Genomic DNA, 16476 nt, shown 5'->3' with positions numbered 1-16476 from the left:
CATGTTCGCATTCCTCGTCGGCGCCAGCCTCCGGAACCGGATCCTCGTGCTCGCCGCCGTCGCGGTGCTGATGGCCTATGGAGGGGTGATCGTCAACGGGCTGCGGATCGACGTCCTGCCCGATCTGAACAAGGGTCTCGTCACCATCCTGACCGAGGCGCCGGGCCTTGCTCCCGAGGAGGTCGAGGTCCTCGTCTCCTATCCCATCGAATCCGCGATGAACGGGGCGAGTGGCGCGACGCGGGTGCGCAGCGTCTCCAGCACCGGCCTGTCGGTCGTCTATGTCGAGTTCGACTGGGACACCGACCTGTACCGAAACCGCCAGATCGTCGCCGAGCGTCTGGCGCCGGTTCAGGCCTCCCTTCCGGCGGGCGTGCAGCCGCTCATGGCTCCGCTGTCCTCCTACATGGGCGAGATCATGCTCGTCGCCCTGTCGAGCGACAGCGTCGATCCCATGGCCTTGCGGGAGATCGCCGACTGGGTGGTGGCGCCCCGGCTGAAGGCCGTGCCGGGCGTCAGCCGCGTCGTGCCGATCGGCGGACTGGTGAAGCAGTACCGCATCACTCCGGACATTCTCCAGATGGCTCGCCTGGAGGTCTCCGTCGATGACATCGAACGCGTGCTGTCCAGGTTCGGCAGCAACACGGCCGGCGGTTTCGTCGAGCAGCAGTCGCAGGAGTTCCTGATCCGCAACCTGACGCGGACACAGAGTTTGGAGGACCTGCGCAACCTCGTGGTCGATCATCGCGCCGGCCAGCCGGTGCTGCTGCGCCAAGTCGCCTCGGTGTCCTTCGAGCCCAAGCAGCGCCGCGGCGACGCCGGCTACATGGGTGCGGACGCCGTGGTGGTGTCCGTGCAGAAGCAGCCGGACGTGGATACGGTGGCGTTGACGGCCGAGGTGGAGGCCGTGCTGGCCGGCCTGCAGAGGACCATGCCCGAGGGGGTGCGCGCCGACGAGATCCTGTTCCGCCAGGCGGACTTCATCGAAGCCTCGGTCAGCAACGTCAAGCAGGCGCTGTTCGAGGCCGTCGCCGTGGTCGCCGTCATCCTGTTCCTCTTCCTGCTCAACGCGCGGACGACGCTGATTTCGCTGACGGCCATCCCGGTGTCAGTCCTGATGACCTTCGTCGTGTTCCGCTGGCTCGGGCTCACCATCAACACGATGACGCTCGGCGGCCTCGCCATCGCCATCGGCGAACTCGTCGACGACGCCGTGGTGGACGTGGAGAACATCTTCCGGCGGCTGCGTGAAAACCGGCGGTTGGCGTCCCCCCGCGCGTCGCTGGCGGTGATCATGGACGCCTCGCAGGAGGTGCGCTCGGGCATCGTCTATTCCACGATGATCATCGTGCTGGTCTTTGTTCCGCTCTTCGCCATTCCGGGCATCGAAGGCAAGCTGTTCGCCCCGCTGGGCATCGCCTACATCGTGTCGATCCTCGCCAGCCTGATCACCTCGATCACGCTGACGCCGGTGCTGTGCTCCTATCTGCTGCCACGGATGAAGGCGCTCGGCCACCACGAGAGTGGCGCCGTCCGCCATTTGAAGCGGCTGAACACGAGGGCGGTCTGCTGGGTGCTCGACCGGCCCAGGGCGACAATGGCCGGCGTGGGCGTTGCCGTCATCACGGCGCTCGCCATGGTCCCGACGCTGCCGCGCGCCTTCCTGCCCTCCTTCAACGAAGGCACGCTGGTCATGACGATGACGCTCGACCCGGGCATCGCCCTGCGGGAGTCCGCGCGCATCGCCAAGGCGGCCGAGCACATCCTGATGGAAATCCCGGAGGTGACGCGGGTCGGCCGGCGTACCGGCCGCTCGGAAGCGGACGAGCACGCGCTGGGCGTCCATGTCAGCGAAATTGAGGTCGGGCTCGACTGGTCGGGGCGGCGTATCGAAGCGGTCCTGAAGGACGCGCGCGCCCGGTTGTCCGGCCTGCCGGCGACCTTCAACATCGGGCAGCCGATCTCGCACCGGCTGATCGACCACATCCTGACCGGCGCCGCGGCCGAGGTCGTCATGAAGATCTACGGCCAGGACCTGGACACGCTGCGCAACGTCGCACGCGACGTCGAGGGCTGGATGAGGACCGTTCCGGGTCTGACCGACGTGGCCATAGAGAAGCAGGTGCCCATCCCGCAGATTCAGATCCAGGTCGATCCGGAGCGGGCCCTGCTGTACGGCGTCCAGCCGGCCGACCTCGCGCGGAGGCTCGCCCATCTGACCAACGGCAGCGTCGTCTCCGAGGTGATCGACGGGATCCGGCGTTTCGAGGTGAACGTCATGCTGCCCGACCACGCCCGCTCCGCCCAGGGGCTGGGCGCCCTGCTGATCGACACGCCGTCCGGCTACGTCCCGGTCTCGCTGGTCGCCCGGGTAATCGAGGGAACGGGACCGAACGAGGTGCTGCGGGAAAACGGCCAGCGCCGGATCCTTGTGACCGCGAATGGCGACGGGTCGAACGGCAACCTGATCGCCCGCGAGATCCATGAGATGCTGGAGCAGATCAGGATCCCCACCGGCTACTACATCGCCTTCGAGGGGATCTACGCGGAGCAGACCCGCTCCACCCTGCGGCTCGGACTGATGGCGCTGGTGTCGCTGTCGCTGATCTTCGCCATTCTCTACACCCGTTACCGCTCGGTGGTGCTGGCGTGCATCATCATGGCCAACGTTCCGCTGGCGCTGATCGGCAGCGTCATCGCGCTTAAGATCACCGGGCTGCCCCTGTCGATCGCCAGCATCATCGGTTTCATCACCCTGACGGGCATCAGCACGCGCAACGGGATCCTGAAGGTCAGCCATTACATCAACCTCGTGCTGCACGAGGGCGAGACCTTCGGCCGGGCACTCATCCTGCGCGGCAGCAACGAGCGTCTCGTCCCCGTGCTGATGACCGCGACCTCGGCGGGGGTGGCGCTCGTTCCGCTGATCCTCGGGGCCGGCGAGGCGGGCAAGGAGATCCTTCACCCGGTGGCGGTCGTCGTGTTCGGCGGGCTTGTGAGCGCGACGGCGCTCGACGCGCTGCTGACGCCCCTTCTGTTCAACCGCTTCGGCCTGAAGCCGCTTGAGCGCCTCATGGCAGCACAGGCGGAGGGCCGACCGGCGGAAGCCTATTGAGATCGAGGAGAAAGTCATGAGTGTTGCCGAACTCGCCAGCCGCAGCCGGACGGACGCGCCGAATCCCCCCTCGGAGGATTTGAAGACGGCCAGCCCGGACCTGGAGGGCGGGATGGCGGCGGAAGGGGACGGCTCTCCACAGCCCCTTCCAGGCAAGCCGGAGGACGCGGCCGGGAACAGAGCCGTGAGTGCCGCCGTGAACGCCGCCATCGGAGGCGCCGCAACGGCGGGCGCTCCCTTCCGGCTGGCGAAACCGGCGCCGGTCTGGCTGGCCGCGCTGGGGGGTGGGCTCGTCGGGGCGGTTGCCGGCGTCGCCGGGATGCTCGCCCTCGCCGCGATCAACCCGCCCCTCGACAAGCGGGTCGGCCCGCTTTCCGAACGGATGGCGGCGATCGAGGCGAAGCTGCTGCGGGTGGAAGGCGCGCAGGGCGTTCTGAACAACGAGATGGCCCAGGCCATCGAGTTCGACAAAAGCGTCACCGAACGGTTCGACACTCAGGAGGAGGGCATCGCCGCCCTGGAAAAGCGTGCCGCCGAACTCGTCGGGGAACGGGCGCAGGCCATCGGGCTCGGCTCCCCCTATTTCGGCGTCGCCGCGGCCCAGCTCAGGGCGGCGGCCGACGCGGGCGCCGGGTTCGACACGGAACTGGTCACGCTCTACACGCTCGCCGGCGACGATCCGGCGGTTCTGCCCCTGCTTGAGCGGCTGGCCGGCATGGCGCGGCAGGGGGTTCCCTCGGTGGAGGCCCTGCGGCGCGACCTGATGCGCCTGGCGGCGGCGGCCGGCCTTCCGATAGGCGATCAGAGCTATTACGAACTCGGCCTGAGCGCGGTCAGCCAGTATGTGGGGTTCTCGGGGCGGTCGCACGAGGTGGAGGCAGCGCTGAACGCCTTGCGCATGGCGGACGCGATGCTGCGCGAGGGCGACGTTTCCGGCTCGATGGCCAGCCTGGCGGCGCTGGACTCCGGCGTTACCGAGGCGCTGGCTCCCTGGTTCGCCGCGGCCCGCGACCGTGTGTCCGTGGATGAGGCCGTCCGGGAACTGACGGAACTGAACGCGGACGCGTTGCGCCGGACCATGAAGAGCGATCCCCGATGAAGGCGCGGGTCCCTCCGGCGGCAGAAAAGGAAAGGGCGGCGAGCCGCCGGTCAGCGCGGCAGCGACGCCTCCGGGCGCATGTCGATGATGCCGCCCGCCGCGACAACCGGGCCGCCGAGGGGCACGCCCGCGTCGGCGTCGATGAGCGTGGCGGTGGAGAGTTCGGCGGAAACCTCGATGATGGTTTCCGCCGCGAGGCCCAGCAGCATGATGACGATGGGAACGGCGTAGGTGAGATAACCCATCGTAGGGCTCCGAAGCGAGTTGATGGGCGGCATTTTATGCGGTTTCCACTTCTGCGGGAAGCCGGATCCTCGGGGAGCGCGTGGAATGCGCGCTGACGGCCGTGACATCGATGGCACCGGAAACGAGGCGGGCGGGGAGCCGGCCCTGATGCCGGATCGGGAGATGTACCGGGACGCGCTGGAGCGGGAGCGCTGGTACCGCGGGATCATCGAGCGGGACCGCGAGTTGCTGCTCGCACTTGGCCCGGTCCTGGGCACCCCTCCCTCGCGCGAGCGGGCGGCCATGCGGTTCTGGCGCTGGCTGATCGACGATTTCCGGTCCGAACGGCGGGAATGGGCGGCGCGGCTGGACGGGCAGCTGCGGGAAGGGCTGCTGCCAGCGCTGCTGCCCTGGCTGGGGGTCTGGGCAGCCAGCGTCAGGGCGCGTTTCGGCAGGCTGCGGCTCGACCGGGTGCGGCTCGACCGGGTGCGGCTCGACTGGTTCCGCTTCGCCGGCCCCCGGCGCGCTCCAGCGCGCAAGCGCCGTCGCAGGGACAAGAAGCGGTGACGGCAATGCCGCCGTTGACGTGGTTAACTAAAAAAGGGTACGCCTTATGGTAGGTGTGGCGGGGGGTTCGCTATGGTGAAGGGGTGTATTTCCCGTTGGATGTCGGCCAGCGTGCTGCTCGTCCTGGCCGCGGCACCGGGCGTGCCGGCGATTGCCGGGGACGGCCACGACCATGGCGCCGCCCAGCGTTCCATCACCATGGCACCGCGGACCGAAGCCCGCCTGGGAAACCAGGAAGTCATCGTGACCTACGCCGGGAGCAAGCTGGTGCTGTTCCTGCAGCGCTACGTGGACGGCACCCCGACGAGCGGAGCGGAGCTTTCGGTCACGGCCGACTTCATGCCCTCCGATCTGACGGAGATCGCTCCGGGCATCTACGGCAGCGGGGAGTTGATGCTCGCGGGCGGGCGCAACGATCTCGAGATCGCCTACACGATCGGAGAGGAGTCCGGCACCGCGACCCTGCCGCTGCTGCTGCCCGGAGGCGCCGGCGGTACCGCGCCCGCTGCCGCCGCGGCAGCGCCTTCGGGCGCGCTGCCGGGGTTCCTCCTCGTGCTGATTGCCGCCGGTCTCTTTCTCGGGGTCAACGCGCTGCTGATCCGGCGGGTCCGGGTCGCGTGACCATGGAGCGCCTCCGCCCGTCTCTTCAGCCCGTCAGATCGTCGACGCTGCGCTGCCCGGTCAAGGACGTCCAGATCGGCACCCAGGACATGCCGGCCGCCAAGAGCCCGCCCAGCATGTACAGAAGGATGATGACCAGATCCGCCGCATCGTCGAGCGCCAGCATGCCGGCGTCGATCAGCAACCAAGCGACCGTCCCCATCAGGGCGGTCGTGAGGGCGATCCCGACGAGGCGCAAGGACCTGAGGGTCGCCCTGAGCATGAGGATGTAGGCCAATGCGTAGAGAAGGGCGAGCGGCGCCTGCAGAAGCCATTCCGCCGGCCATTCCAGCCAAAGCCAGTGATACAGGGACCAGCCGGTCGGATTGTAGGTGGACAGCATAATGAACAGCGTTCCGCTGAGGCGCAGCAGCAGCGCCGACAATCCGAAACCGCGGGTGGTCCGACTGATCCGCATGGCGGCGATCCCAAGCCGTGGCGTGCAGGGGCGCCACTCTACCGCCGTCCGGCCTTTCTGTATACGGGGCCGGGAGCGGCCTCTCCCTGTCGGAGCCGACGCGTGAAGGCGCCGGCTCCCCTCATGATGCTGGCGCGCAACGGCCATCTCGGCCGGTTGCTGGAATGCGCGGCCTCGGCCGGTTTCGCGGCGCTGATCCTGGCGGCCGGCCTCTCGGTGCTGCCGCGGACCGAGGGTGACGAGGAGGTCCGCTACTACCGGACTCCCGCCGCGGCGGACGAGCCCATCCCGGTCTTCGCGATGCGCCCGGACCGGAGCGTCGTCCGCAACGCCATCGCCACGCCGGGGCCGGACGGCGTGCTGCGCATGACCTTCTTCGACGGCGACGCGGCCGGGGGCTTCGGAGCCACCGAGCCACTGCTGTTCGATGCCGGCCTGACGGTCTTGTGGATGACCGCGTCGGAGGAATCGCAAGATGAACTGCGTGCCCGGTTCGGCGCCCTTCAGGACCAGGGCGCCCGATCACTGGAGCAGGTCGTCACCTCCAGGGTCTTCACGGAGGAGTACCGGCCCCGGCTGCGCGCGATCCTGACCGGCGCGATCACCACCGCCTGGGAGGCTCCCCTCACGCAGTCTGCCCTGCGCGCCCTGATGGAGCGTGCCTCCCCGATGGTCGGGCAGGCCGTCCGCACCGATATCGGGGATGTGCTGCGGCCCCGCTTCCAGCAGGCCCTGTGGGACATGGCGGCGGCCAACTGGACGAATGTCGGCGTGCTGGTCGGCTATGATCTGGACTACATGCCGCTGAACGAAGCCGTCGCCGCCACGATGCGGGACCCCAAGCTGCAGGAGAGCTTCGGCAAGCTCGGCGCCGCGCTGCTGGAGACGCCGGAGGCGCGCCGCCTGTGCGAGCGCGTGGTGATCGCGACCGCCAGCGCGCTCGCCCGCGATGCGCGCCTTCCCGGCCTTGCCGAGGAGATGGTCCACGACGTCCGGCTGCACGAACAGATCCACCCGGCGAGCGACGTGCTCATGGACGTGGTCCGGGCCTTGCCCAAGCACCTCGGCGGACTGGGCAGCGAAAGCAACCTGAACCCGCTCGCCGCCCAGGTCTTCAAGGCGCTGGCGCTGAACCGCAGCGGCAAGGTGATCCTCTTCGTGTCTCCGCAGGACCGCGCGCGCATCCTGAAACTGGACCCGGAGGCCGCGGTGCCGCTCCACGCGCTGAAACCGCCCGCCGAGCGGAGAGCGACATGACAGAGGCCAGCCTGCCTGCCGCCGCGGAGAACGGGGATCCGATCCTGCGGGTCGAGGGGCTTTCCATCCGCACCCCGGCGGGCACCAGCCTGGTCGAGGACGTCTCGTTCGACCTGGGCCGCGGCGAGTTCGTCCTGCTTGTCGGTCCGAGCGGCAGCGGCAAGACGAGCATTGTCAACGTGCTGTGCGGGCTCCTCGACGACACCGGGCGGTGGGAGATCGGCGGAACGCTCGGTTTCGACGGCTTCGACATCGATCTCGCCCTTGAGCAGAGCGATCTCGGCGGCCTCGTGTTCCAGGGCAACGCACTGTTCGACGACCTGACCGTCGGCGAGAACCTCCGCATCGCCGCCGATCACGCCGACGACTTCGACGCCGCGCGGGGCGAAACGCTCCTGTCGCTGCTGCCGGACATCCACCCGGCCAAGGCCGTCGCGGCGTGCAGCGGCGGGCAGAAGCAGAGGGTCGCCATCGCACGGACCCTGCTCGCCGACCGCCCGCTGCTGATCCTGGACGAGCCGAACTCCGGGCTCGACCTGCGCTCGTCCCGGCGGCTCGCCGGGATCATCAAGGGCATCTGCCGGGAAAGCGGCCGGCCGGCGATCGTTGTCGCCCACCATGTGGAAGACCTTCTGCCGCTGGCCGACAAGGTGCTGCTGCTCGATCCCGGAGCCCGCACGGTCCGGCAGATCGAGCCGGACATGGAGACGGTCGAACGGGAGCTGATGGCGCTGGACATGGCGCCGGACACGCGGGTGGAGGCCGCCGCGGCCGGGGGCGGCGCCGAGACCGCCTGGCGGCGGCGCCTGCACCGGGGCTCCCCGGCGAAATGGTTCGTCCGCTATTTCGCCGAGTATCTCTGGCTGCTCTGCGCCGCGCCCTCCATGTTGGCCTATGTGGCGCTGGGCGGCGTGATCCTCGGCTTCGTGTCGATCTGGTTCGGTTTCAACTATCACTCCTTCGGCGGCTACCTGAAGTCGATCCTGCACGACGAGACGCTGGCGGGGATCGGCTTCGTGCAGACCACCGTCGCCGTGCCGCTGATCGCCTCGATCCTGGTCGTCGCGCGCAACAGCGCCATCATCGCCGCCGACCTCAGCAACCGGGTGCTCTCCTCGCAGCTGCGGGCGATGCGGAACCTGAACATTCCCGCGCTGTGGTACCTGGTGGTGTCCATCCTACTCGCGAACACGCTTGCGCTGGTGATGCTGACGCTCGTGGCGCTGATTTCCGCCTCCTGGTCGGCCTTGCAGACATGGTGGCTGTTCTTCCCCGACCAGCCGCTGGAGTTCTGGCAGGAGAACTATTTCCGCCGCCTCGCCGAGGCCGGTCCCGGCCTGATCACCGAGGCCGGCTGGATCGGGGCCAAGATCCTGCTCAGCTCCCTGCTCGGCGGCATCACGGCCGTGGCGATCGGGCTGCGCCGCAAGACCTCGGTGATGTCCATCAACACGGCCATCGCGGAAGCCATCGTCGCCGGCGTCTCGCTGACGTTGGGGGCCCACGCGCTGGTCGCCATCTTCCAGTTCTGGAAATGATTCCTTCAGCACTTCCAATGACAATGCCGTCGCTGCTTTCCGCCCGGAGAGGATTGAATGTCGAACGAGAATAACGCCCAGCAGCGGTTCAGCGGCTATGTCGAACTGGCCGCCCTGGACCGTCCCTTCCTGTCCAAGTCCGAGGAACGCCGCCTGCTGGAGGACGGCATCGCGCGTTTCGGCCTGGATCCGGAGGTTGCGCGCGGCATTCTCCTCAGCGTGGCGCAGCGCAAGGACCTCCGGGTCGAACGTGACATCGACGCCCGCATGCGGGCCATCCTGGACCGGTTCGGCGGCAAGGGGCGCAAGATCAGCAAGAAGAAGTTCATGGAGGCCGCCGCGATTTACAACGGGCTCGCCGGCGGCACGCTGGACGAAGAGGCGGCGCGGATCCGCGTCAAGCGGGTGATGGAGGAGAACGAGTTCCGGGCGCGCCGTGCCGGTCTTTTCCTGTCGCGCCGTTGGTATGGAAAGATCGGCAGGAAGGGCGACCCGGAGGCGCTCGGCCAGTCCGCGCCCACGCGCGGAGCCTGAACTTGCTCTTGGGTTTGTGAATTGTTATTCTGGTTTTCAGTTTTGCGCACGTAAAGATCTTGATCGCAGCACGATGAACAACCCGAGATCCTGAAGACAGGGCTCGCCCGGCGGGATGCCCTGAACCCGGTTCCAGCAGGAACGATGACGAAGAGGTGGTGATATGCGCAGTTTGGTCCTGGCGGTCGTGATCGCCACCCTCTCGACGACGGCGTTCGCGCAGGAAGCCCCCGCCGGAAAGCCCGCCGAAATGCCCGCGTTGGCGGTGGAAGCCATGCCCGCGCCTGCACCTGCACCCGCCGCCGGCGCGGTGCCCCATGCATCGGCCGCCGACCCTCTGCCCATGCCGCGCGATGAGATGGAACAGGGGCATGACTACACCACGGCGGCCATCGCGGCCGGCGCCGTGGCGGGCGTCATCGTCGCCAACGCGGCGACGGGCGGCATTATGACGCCGGTGCTGACGGCGGGCGCCCTCGAAGGCGGGATGATGGGCGGCGGTTATCTCGCCATGACCTCGCAGGCCCTCGTCTCCGCCATCGGCGCCGTTGGTGGCGGCTACGTCGGGAACTGGCTCTACGGCCAGCAGACGGCCGGCCGGTAAGCCGGAGCGGGCAGGGAGCGTGCCCGTGCGCGTGGCCTCAGTTCGTCGTGGCGAGGTTGGCCTTCCGCCATTCCTCCGCCATGGCGGTGCCGAGCCGGCGCGCGGCATCCCGCACCTCGGCCAGGTGCTGTTCGGGCGGGGACAGGGTCACGAGGCCGCTCTGCCAGACGACGACATAGCCGGTCCGCAGCCATCCGGCGTCGCGGTCGAAGAAGGATGCTTTCTTGTAGGTGCCGAGCATGACGGCCGAACTGCACATCCCGTGGTTCGGTTCGTAGCTGGAAAGGACGGTGATGGTGGCGACCACGTCGGAGTTCGCGGCCGCCTTCAGTCCCTTGTCCGTCAGATGCTGCTGCATGTCCCGCACCAGTGGCTCGGCCGTGAGGTTGCAGTCCGCGGCGGCGGGCGACAGGGGGCTCGCGGTGACCCGGACCCCGGCAACCCCGCGGAAGTCCATGTCGCTCGCATCCTCCGCGGCGGCCATCGGGGCGGGGAGGGCGATGGCAAGGCCGATCGCGAGAGCAAGGGCGGCGGGCTTCATGGGAATGGACCACATCGTCAAAATGTGCTCGTACTTTTGAGTGCGACGGGGTCATTCGTCAAGGAATAGTTTTAGGTTTTTCGCATCAGATCCTGATCTGTCGAGCGTGAAGTCTTCTGGATGCTCCAATATGGTGGCGTTCTCCAAGTGATGTGTTTTGGCCGGAGTGCGGGTGAACATGGGTTATCTTCTTTCGACGCTTGCGGTTGCGGTCAGCCTTGCTTTGGCGGCCATCGCGACGGAAACCAGCACCAAGTATCTGGCGCGTTACGTCATCGAGAACGAAAGCCAGGATCTTGGGGCCAGCCTCGCGCCGGCTACGGCTGCCGCGTCCCAAGCGGCGGTGCCGCCCGTTTCCACCGAGCCGGCCTCCGAATTCGCCCCTGAGCCGGCCGCCGAACGGACGGCGAGGGAGGAGGTCATCCCCATCCTGGCGTCGAGCGGCTTGCAAGCCGCCGCCAGCCCCGCCACCGTCGCCAACGCGGTCGCGGCGCCGGACACCGCCTCCGGCGACGCGCGGCCGGCCAAGCGTCCCGCCTGGCTTCCCGTGCAGCCGGCGGCACCCCTTGACGCCCGGCCGGCATCCTCCTTCGACAGCGCGGAGGCGCAGGCGGTGCTCGGTATGGTGCGGGACACGCCGCATCGCCGCTCCGACGGCGCGGTCTTCCTGCCGGTGACCACGCAGCGCCTCTTCTCGATGCGCTGGCAGGTGACGCGCGAGACGACGGTACCGGTGACGCGTGAGATACCGGGGCAGGTCATCACCAATCCCGGCACCGGCACGCTGGTGCAGTCCTCGCGCACCGGCGTGATCGAGCCGCTGGACGGGCGCTTCCCTTATCTCGGCATGCTGGTCCGCCGGGGCGATCTGCTGGGCGTCATGCGGCCGGTCATGAGCGTGTCAGAGCGGGCGCAGATCGACGCCCGCATCCAGCAGCTCGGCAACCAGATCGCCCTGACGAACCAGCAGATCGTGCGGCTGAAGGAAGTGCTGTTCGTCCGCTACCGTGAAAACAAGATCGAGGCCTTGCGGGTCGAGGCGGAGGGGTACCGGCGCGAACTGGCCACGCTTCAGGACGCCCTCAACGGCCGGGAGGAACTGCGGGCCTCGGCCGATGGGGTGATCTCGCGCGTTGGCACCGTGGCCGGCGGCCATGTCGACGCCAACCAGATCCTGTTCGAGATCGTCGATCCGAAAGCCCTTTGGGTCGAGGCGGCCGCCTACGATCCCGCCATCGCCGCCGACATTCAGGACGCGGCTGCCCTTACCCCGGACGGCCAAGCGGTCGATCTGGAGTTCGTCGGCGGCGGCTTGACCCTCAGCAACCAGGCAATCCCGCTGCGCTTCCGTGTCGTCGGCGCGGCCAGGAGCCTCGCCGTGGGGCAGCCGGTCACCGTCTTCGTGCGAGGCCGGAAGGAGATCACCGGCGTGCCGGTCGCGGCGGCCAGCGTCGTCCGGGACGGCGACGGCCGCACCGTCGTGTGGGAACGGACGGCCGGCGAGACCTTCGTCGCGCACCATGTCCGGGCGGAGAAGCTCGCCGGCGACGTGATGCTGGTCCGCACCGGCTTGGCAAGCGGTGCGCGGATCGTGTCCGAGGGCGCGTCGGTGCTGAACCAGGTGCGATGAGGCGAGTGCGCCGAACGAATGTGCCGGCCCGCCGGAACAGGGTGGGCGGAGCAGGGGAGGGAAACATGAAACTGCGCAAGATCCTGCCGATTTTGACCGCGCTCGTCTGGCTGGCGGCACCGTTCAGCGGCGGCGCCGCCCAGGCGGAGGAGACCGGACGGCCACCGTTGTCGGCAAGCCAACTCCCTGCGGAGGCCCCGAAGCCGGAGGGGGGCGCGGTGCCGATGGCCGCCCCGGCGCTGTCCGATTTCGTGAGCCCGGTGGCGACGGGAGCGGTCGTCCTTGGCGGCGCCTTCGTCCTGGGGATCGCGGCCGGCGGTTCGCTGGTGACGGGCGTCAGTGCCGCTGCCGCTGCTGCGGTCGCCTACAGCTTTATGCCCTGAACGCCTCTTGACCCTCGGTTCGAACGGGACATCGCCATGATCGGAACAAGCGTGAGATGTCTTCCGGCAGCGGTCCTGCTCGCCGCCACCCTCGCGGCGGCGCCAGGCGGCGGGTCCGCCCGGGCGCAGGCCGTGCCGGAAGTGATCCAGCCCGCTCAGCCTGCCGCCGCGGACCCGTGGGAGAGCGTCAACCGGGCCGTTCACGGCTTCAACATGCTCCTGACCGACTGGGTCGCCGGCCCGGCCGCATCGGCGTACGAACAGACCGTGCCGACCGCGGTTCAGGCCGGCGTCGGCAATCTGTTCGCCAATCTGCGGGAGCCGGCGACGGCGGTCTCCAGCCTGCTTCAGGGAGACCTGGCGAATGCCCGCACCTCGGCCGGGCGCTTCGCCATCAACAGCACGGCCGGCATCGGCGGGCTATACGACGTCGCGACGGGCATGGGCTGGGTCGCCCGGCGGGAGGATGCGGGAACGTTCCTGTGCCACTATGGCGCGCCGAGCGGCCCTTACGTTGTTCTTCCCTTTCTCGGACCCTCGACCCTTCGCGACGCGATCGGCCTCGCCGCTGTCTACGGGTTGGGTTATGGGTTGCTGGGCGACGACCTCGCTCCTGTCTACCCGGCCTACGTTATCGCCGACCGTGCCGTTTCCATGCTGCGCCGGAAGACGGAGGCTCCCGCGGACGACCACTACCAGGAACAGAGGAAGAGTTACCTCCGCCAGCGGGATTCCCTCTGCGGCGAAAAGGCGGCGCCCGGCCCCGCCGCGGCCCGCCCGACCCCCACGCCTCTGCCTCCCGAACGGCCCGCCGCCATGCCTTCCCAGCCCATCTGAGGGCGTTGAAGCGCCGGCAGCCTCCATCTTGTTACCCTTTTTCCGGCGCTTCGCCCCAATGGCGAGGGGGAACAGGAAAGGTTTAACGCTGATCGGGGGAGGGGAAGGAGCAAGCTGCTGCTACCTGTTTGACCTCCGGCATTCCCGGCCTGCCCGTACTAGCTTCAATGCGGGGGCGCCGGACCGAAGGGCGCCCCGTAAGGGGGGGGCATGTTCAAGGAAGGCTGCATCATCCTGGCCGGAGCGGTCATCGCTCTTCCGCTGGCCTCGCAGGGCATTGCCGACATCGCTCAATGGTCCGTCCCCGCGCCGAAAGTCTACGAAAGTCCGATCGACCGTTATCAGGCGATCGAAACCCACCTTGCCGACCTTCTGGAGCAGCGCCAAGCCCTGTGGCAGTCGCGGGACGGCGACAGTTACATGCGGCAACAGAGACGAAGCGAACGGTTGAAGCGTCTTCTGGGCGCCTCCGTGGACGTGCTGGCGGCCAATACGGCGATGCAGGCGCGTCAGAGTTTGAGCGACCTCGACAGTTCAATCCGTTCGCGGCAAACGGAATTGGCTCAATTGCGTGCCAAGGCGGCAAACACGCCGACGTCGCCCTGCGACGATTCGCAACGCTCCCTGCTCCAGACCGTGAGCTGCTCCGTGATGCCCAGCGGCCAAGCTGTCGTGATGGCCGACATTGAGCGCAACGAACGGCAACTCGCTGAGCTGGAGAATGAACGCAGCCGGCAGCTGGGGGCGCTCGCGCAGGGGCTGCGCGAGATCGGGATCGAGCTGACGTCCTCCGACCTGAACGGGCTGCTCCTTCTCGTCAGTGCCGACCGCTTGATCGAAGCTTATGCGGCTTACGAGGGCCTCATGCAGGTGAACGCAGCCCTGATCCGTGCGGCCGAAGCCACTCAGGGCGACATCGAAGTTTTGAAGCGCTATTATGGTTTTCACGTCGCGCTGGTCGAGGTCGCCCTCCATCTCCATGAGACCTTTCTCGACGAGCTGGAAGGACAGTGGATCCCTCGCCTGTCCGCGTTGAGGAACGAAGCCATCGCCGCACGCTTCGACAGCGAGCGTCTGCTAAAATCTGAAAAAGATGAGGGTCTCCGCCGCCGCTTGACCGCTAACTTGTCTGCGAATGCGCTGTCGATTGAGGCTGCCGATCTCTACGGCGACCATTTGCGTGCCCAGGAGCGCGAGGTGGCTGCTCGTTGGAGTGAGTTGCATCGCCAGCACCGGATTGCCGTGAACACCTACCGGACGGTCGCCATTCAAGGCGATATTCTGGCTGTGATGCGGCAGACCGACGATGGCTTCGCAGAGCTGATGCGGCTGGAGTTGCCGCCATTGCGCAGCTTTGCCTCGGACCAATTGCGCACAGCCGTCGGCCAGATCAGTGAAAAGCTACGATTGTCCGCGGTATCGCGGTGAACTCATAAAGCGGAAGGCACAGGAAAGTGGAGTCGAGCGCATGGAATCTAATAAGCTTGAGGTTGCCTGAAATCCATTAGGCTGATCATCATGCCAAGCCGCCTCGTGCCTTTCGCCTTTTTCATTGCTCTCCTCGCAGCGCCGCCCGCTGCCGCGGATCGTTGCTCTGGTGCATGGAGGGAGGAGATCACGGTGTTGGCTTGATGTTTCGTTCCTCAGGCGGCGCGGACAGACTCCGGGCGTCCGAGGTCGAACATGCGATTGAGGACATTTACGGCGATCCGGGCCTCCACCTTCTGCGCTGAGCGGGCATGGGAGCGCAAGGTGTCGCCGATGATGCGCTTGTACCGGCTCATCGCTCCCTCGGCACCGGCCCTGGCGTTGTAACCCGAGGCTCGTTGCCAGCCCATGCGGCCACGCTCGGCGATGGCCTGGAGATGCCGGTCGCGCTGCGTTGGATGGGTTTCGGCCAGGGAGCTGGGCACCGCCGTCGCCCTCGGCGGCACGACAACCGCAGCCCCAGCGGAGTGTTGCGCGACGGTGTCGTAGACATGGTCCTGGTCGTAGGCTCCGTCGGCAATGACCGCAGTATGCGGCGCGTCGATCTGCTCGAGCAGGAGACCGAGCTCGGCGGCATCGTCAACCTCCTTGCCGGTCAGGGTTGATGCCACGATCGTGCCGGTCTCGGCATCAACGCCCAGATGCAGCTTGCGCCAGGCCCAGCGGCGTTGGGCGTCATGTTTTTCGACCAGCCGTTCGCCCGGGCCGCTGAGCTTCACGCCGGTGCTATCGACCAGAAGGTGCACCGGTCCGATCGCCGTCCGGGCGTGAGGGGGCATTGCCAATGTCCTGGCCCGCCGGCTCAAGGTCGTATGGTCCGGCACCGGCAGATCCAGCCCCATCAGTGCGAGCAAGGAGCCGACCAGCCCCTCCGTCTGGCGCAACGGTTGGCGGAACACCGTCCGCAGAACAAGCGTCGTCTCGACCGCGAGATCGGGGCCGTCCCGGCGTCCATGGCGCATCGAACGCCACGGAGACCGCCCCTTGAAACACACGCCGACACCGGACCTGCGCCGGCCCCGCTTGCCCTTCCCGTCCGCCGGCCCGCTGACCGCCTTTCTCCTGGCCGCCGCCGCCGGGCCGCTTCCGGCCTTCGCCCATGATCATTCCGCCGGCGCGGCACAGGGCGCGCCGGCCGTGGTGAGCAGCACGCGCTCCTTCGCGGAGCAGATGGCCGGGATCATGGACCGCATGCACGCGGAGATGGACGCCCTGCCTGCCACGGGCAACGCCGAACGCGACTTCCTGCGCATGATGATCCCGCACCACCGGGCCGCCGTGGACACGGCGCGCGTCATGCTGCTGAGCACGCAGGACCCGCGCATCCGCAACCTCGCCCTGTCGATCATCGCCGAACAGCAGAACGAAATCGATCTGATGCGCGCCTGGCTCGATCAGCCGCTAGCACCGCCGGCGCTTCCGGCCGAACACTCCCACCACCCGAAATCCTGAAAGGGCGGTCCCATGAAACGCTCCCTGCTCCTGCTCGCGGTGCTCGGCCTCGGCGCCGCCACGGCGGCACAAGCGGCGCCCGCCACCGGCGACCGCGTCTACACGGCCGACCAGAACAGCAACACCGT

18 protein-coding genes are annotated in these 16476 nt (G+C 68.0%); 13 read left to right on the top strand and 5 right to left on the bottom strand.

All coding sequences use genetic code 11. From position 1 onward, the window contains the following. The first annotated feature begins 1 nt into the window (after position 1). Positions 2-3115 (top strand): efflux RND transporter permease subunit, encoded by a 3114-nt coding sequence (locus JUB11_RS23505; RefSeq protein ID WP_207461215.1) that lies wholly within the window; start codon positions 2-4, stop codon positions 3113-3115. A gap of 16 nt (positions 3116-3131) precedes the next feature. Beyond that, positions 3132-4214, top strand: a complete 1083-nt coding sequence (locus JUB11_RS23500) for a hypothetical protein (protein ID WP_207461214.1) — start codon at positions 3132-3134, stop codon at positions 4212-4214. A 50-nt stretch (positions 4215-4264) separates the two neighbouring features. Here the strand turns inward: JUB11_RS23500 and JUB11_RS23495 are convergent, their stop codons facing one another. Continuing rightward, positions 4265-4459, bottom strand: a complete 195-nt coding sequence (locus tag JUB11_RS23495) for a hypothetical protein (protein ID WP_207461213.1) — start codon at positions 4457-4459, stop codon at positions 4265-4267. Positions 4460-4544: 85 nt separating this feature from the next. On the opposite strand from JUB11_RS23495, the gene JUB11_RS23490 reads away from it, so the two are divergent. Both JUB11_RS23490 and JUB11_RS23485 read left to right on the top strand, forming a co-directional pair. Continuing rightward, on the top strand, positions 4545-5006 hold the full coding sequence (locus tag JUB11_RS23490; protein WP_207461212.1) for a hypothetical protein: 462 nt from the start codon (positions 4545-4547) through the stop codon (positions 5004-5006). A gap of 111 nt (positions 5007-5117) precedes the next feature. Beyond that, entirely contained in the window at positions 5118-5627 is a 510-nt protein-coding gene (locus tag JUB11_RS23485) for a hypothetical protein (RefSeq protein ID WP_207461211.1), read from the top strand. Positions 5628-5652: 25 nt separating this feature from the next. Here the strand turns inward: JUB11_RS23485 and JUB11_RS23480 are convergent, their stop codons facing one another. Then, positions 5653-6084, bottom strand: coding sequence for a DUF6524 family protein (locus JUB11_RS23480; RefSeq protein WP_207461210.1), 432 nt, complete (start codon positions 6082-6084; stop codon positions 5653-5655). 102 nt (positions 6085-6186) lie between these two features. Between JUB11_RS23480 and JUB11_RS23475 the strand changes: the two genes are divergently transcribed. The 4 genes from JUB11_RS23475 (at position 6187) to JUB11_RS23460 (ending at position 10017) form a co-directional block, all read left to right on the top strand. Further along, the gene (locus JUB11_RS23475; protein ID WP_207461209.1) at positions 6187-7341 is read left to right on the top strand and encodes a hypothetical protein; all 1155 of its coding nucleotides are present in this window, start codon (positions 6187-6189) and stop codon (positions 7339-7341) included. Continuing rightward, a complete protein-coding gene (locus JUB11_RS23470; RefSeq protein WP_207461208.1) occupies positions 7338-8879 on the top strand; it encodes an ATP-binding cassette domain-containing protein in 1542 nt (513 codons plus the stop codon). Before JUB11_RS23475 ends, JUB11_RS23470 begins: the two co-directional genes overlap by 4 nt. Positions 8880-8936: 57 nt before the next feature. Continuing rightward, complete coding sequence (locus JUB11_RS23465; protein WP_207461207.1) at positions 8937-9413, top strand: hypothetical protein; 477 nt, start codon at positions 8937-8939, stop codon at positions 9411-9413. 163 nt (positions 9414-9576) lie between these two features. After that, complete coding sequence (locus JUB11_RS23460; protein WP_207461206.1) at positions 9577-10017, top strand: hypothetical protein; 441 nt, start codon at positions 9577-9579, stop codon at positions 10015-10017. A 37-nt stretch (positions 10018-10054) separates the two neighbouring features. Here the strand turns inward: JUB11_RS23460 and JUB11_RS23455 are convergent, their stop codons facing one another. Together JUB11_RS23455 and JUB11_RS33280 are read right to left on the bottom strand one after the other, a co-directional pair. Next, a complete protein-coding gene (locus JUB11_RS23455; protein ID WP_207461205.1) occupies positions 10055-10573 on the bottom strand; it encodes a hypothetical protein in 519 nt (172 codons plus the stop codon). 36 nt (positions 10574-10609) lie between these two features. Next, complete coding sequence (locus JUB11_RS33280; protein WP_282189150.1) at positions 10610-10738, bottom strand: hypothetical protein; 129 nt, start codon at positions 10736-10738, stop codon at positions 10610-10612. On the opposite strand from JUB11_RS33280, the gene JUB11_RS23450 reads away from it, so the two are divergent. The 4 genes from JUB11_RS23450 (at position 10737) to JUB11_RS23435 (ending at position 14836) form a co-directional block, all read left to right on the top strand. After that, positions 10737-12188 (top strand): HlyD family secretion protein, encoded by a 1452-nt coding sequence (locus JUB11_RS23450; protein WP_207461204.1) that lies wholly within the window; start codon positions 10737-10739, stop codon positions 12186-12188. The two genes, JUB11_RS33280 and JUB11_RS23450, sit on opposite strands and share 2 nt — an antisense overlap. 65 nt (positions 12189-12253) lie before the next feature. Beyond that, entirely contained in the window at positions 12254-12571 is a 318-nt protein-coding gene (locus JUB11_RS23445) for a hypothetical protein (RefSeq protein ID WP_207461203.1), read from the top strand. Between the two features lie 36 nt (positions 12572-12607). Next, positions 12608-13408 carry a VacJ family lipoprotein gene (locus JUB11_RS23440; protein ID WP_207461202.1) on the top strand — a complete coding sequence of 267 codons (801 nt, stop codon included), beginning with the start codon at positions 12608-12610 and terminating at the stop codon, positions 13406-13408. Between the two features lie 210 nt (positions 13409-13618). Next, positions 13619-14836, top strand: a complete 1218-nt coding sequence (locus tag JUB11_RS23435) for a hypothetical protein (RefSeq protein ID WP_207461201.1) — start codon at positions 13619-13621, stop codon at positions 14834-14836. Positions 14837-15051: 215 nt separating this feature from the next. Here the strand turns inward: JUB11_RS23435 and JUB11_RS23430 are convergent, their stop codons facing one another. Then, entirely contained in the window at positions 15052-15858 is an 807-nt protein-coding gene (locus JUB11_RS23430; RefSeq protein WP_207461200.1) for an IS5 family transposase, read from the bottom strand. Positions 15859-15880: 22 nt separating this feature from the next. On the opposite strand from JUB11_RS23430, the gene JUB11_RS23425 reads away from it, so the two are divergent. After that, on the top strand, positions 15881-16348 hold the full coding sequence (locus tag JUB11_RS23425; RefSeq protein WP_207461199.1) for a DUF305 domain-containing protein: 468 nt from the start codon (positions 15881-15883) through the stop codon (positions 16346-16348). Positions 16349-16476 lie beyond the last annotated feature (128 nt).

This window comes from Azospirillum sp. SYSU D00513 (genome assembly GCF_017356015.1).
Taxonomy (GTDB): domain Bacteria; phylum Pseudomonadota; class Alphaproteobacteria; order Azospirillales; family Azospirillaceae; genus Azospirillum.
This window is presented reverse-complemented; position numbering and strand designations above follow the sequence as displayed.